This window comes from Pseudomonas sp. MD330_10 (assembly GCF_042610415.1).
GTDB lineage: Bacteria > Pseudomonadota > Gammaproteobacteria > Pseudomonadales > Pseudomonadaceae > Aquipseudomonas > Aquipseudomonas rhodesiae.
Genome location: NZ_JBHGZU010000145.1, coordinates 1 through 238 on the forward strand (window position 1 = coordinate 1; position 238 = coordinate 238).

The window sequence follows — 238 nt, forward strand, 5'->3', positions numbered from 1 at the left end:
GACCATGCCTGTTAACAGCCACACTCGTTCGGTCATTCTGACCGAATCACTCGACGCGGCGCGCTGCGCCCGTCTTCGCTCACGTCACCGATACCGATAAAGCGACCGTTGTGATCCAGTACTCGCACCATACCGAACTTCGGGGCATCCGGAGCGCGTACCGGTTGTCCGTTGAGACAGTAGAACGCGCTGAGTTCCGAGAAGTGAAGCAATGGCCAATCCAGCAGCCCACTGTCCG

General features: G+C 58.8%; 1 protein-coding gene. It reads right to left on the reverse strand.

Annotated features, from left to right (window positions below; all coding sequences use genetic code 11):
- Positions 1-32 precede the first annotated feature (32 nt).
- The coding region (locus ACFZPT_RS26965) for a tRNA pseudouridine(55) synthase TruB (RefSeq protein WP_379559171.1) at positions 33-238 on the reverse strand (206 nt) is incomplete at its 5' end.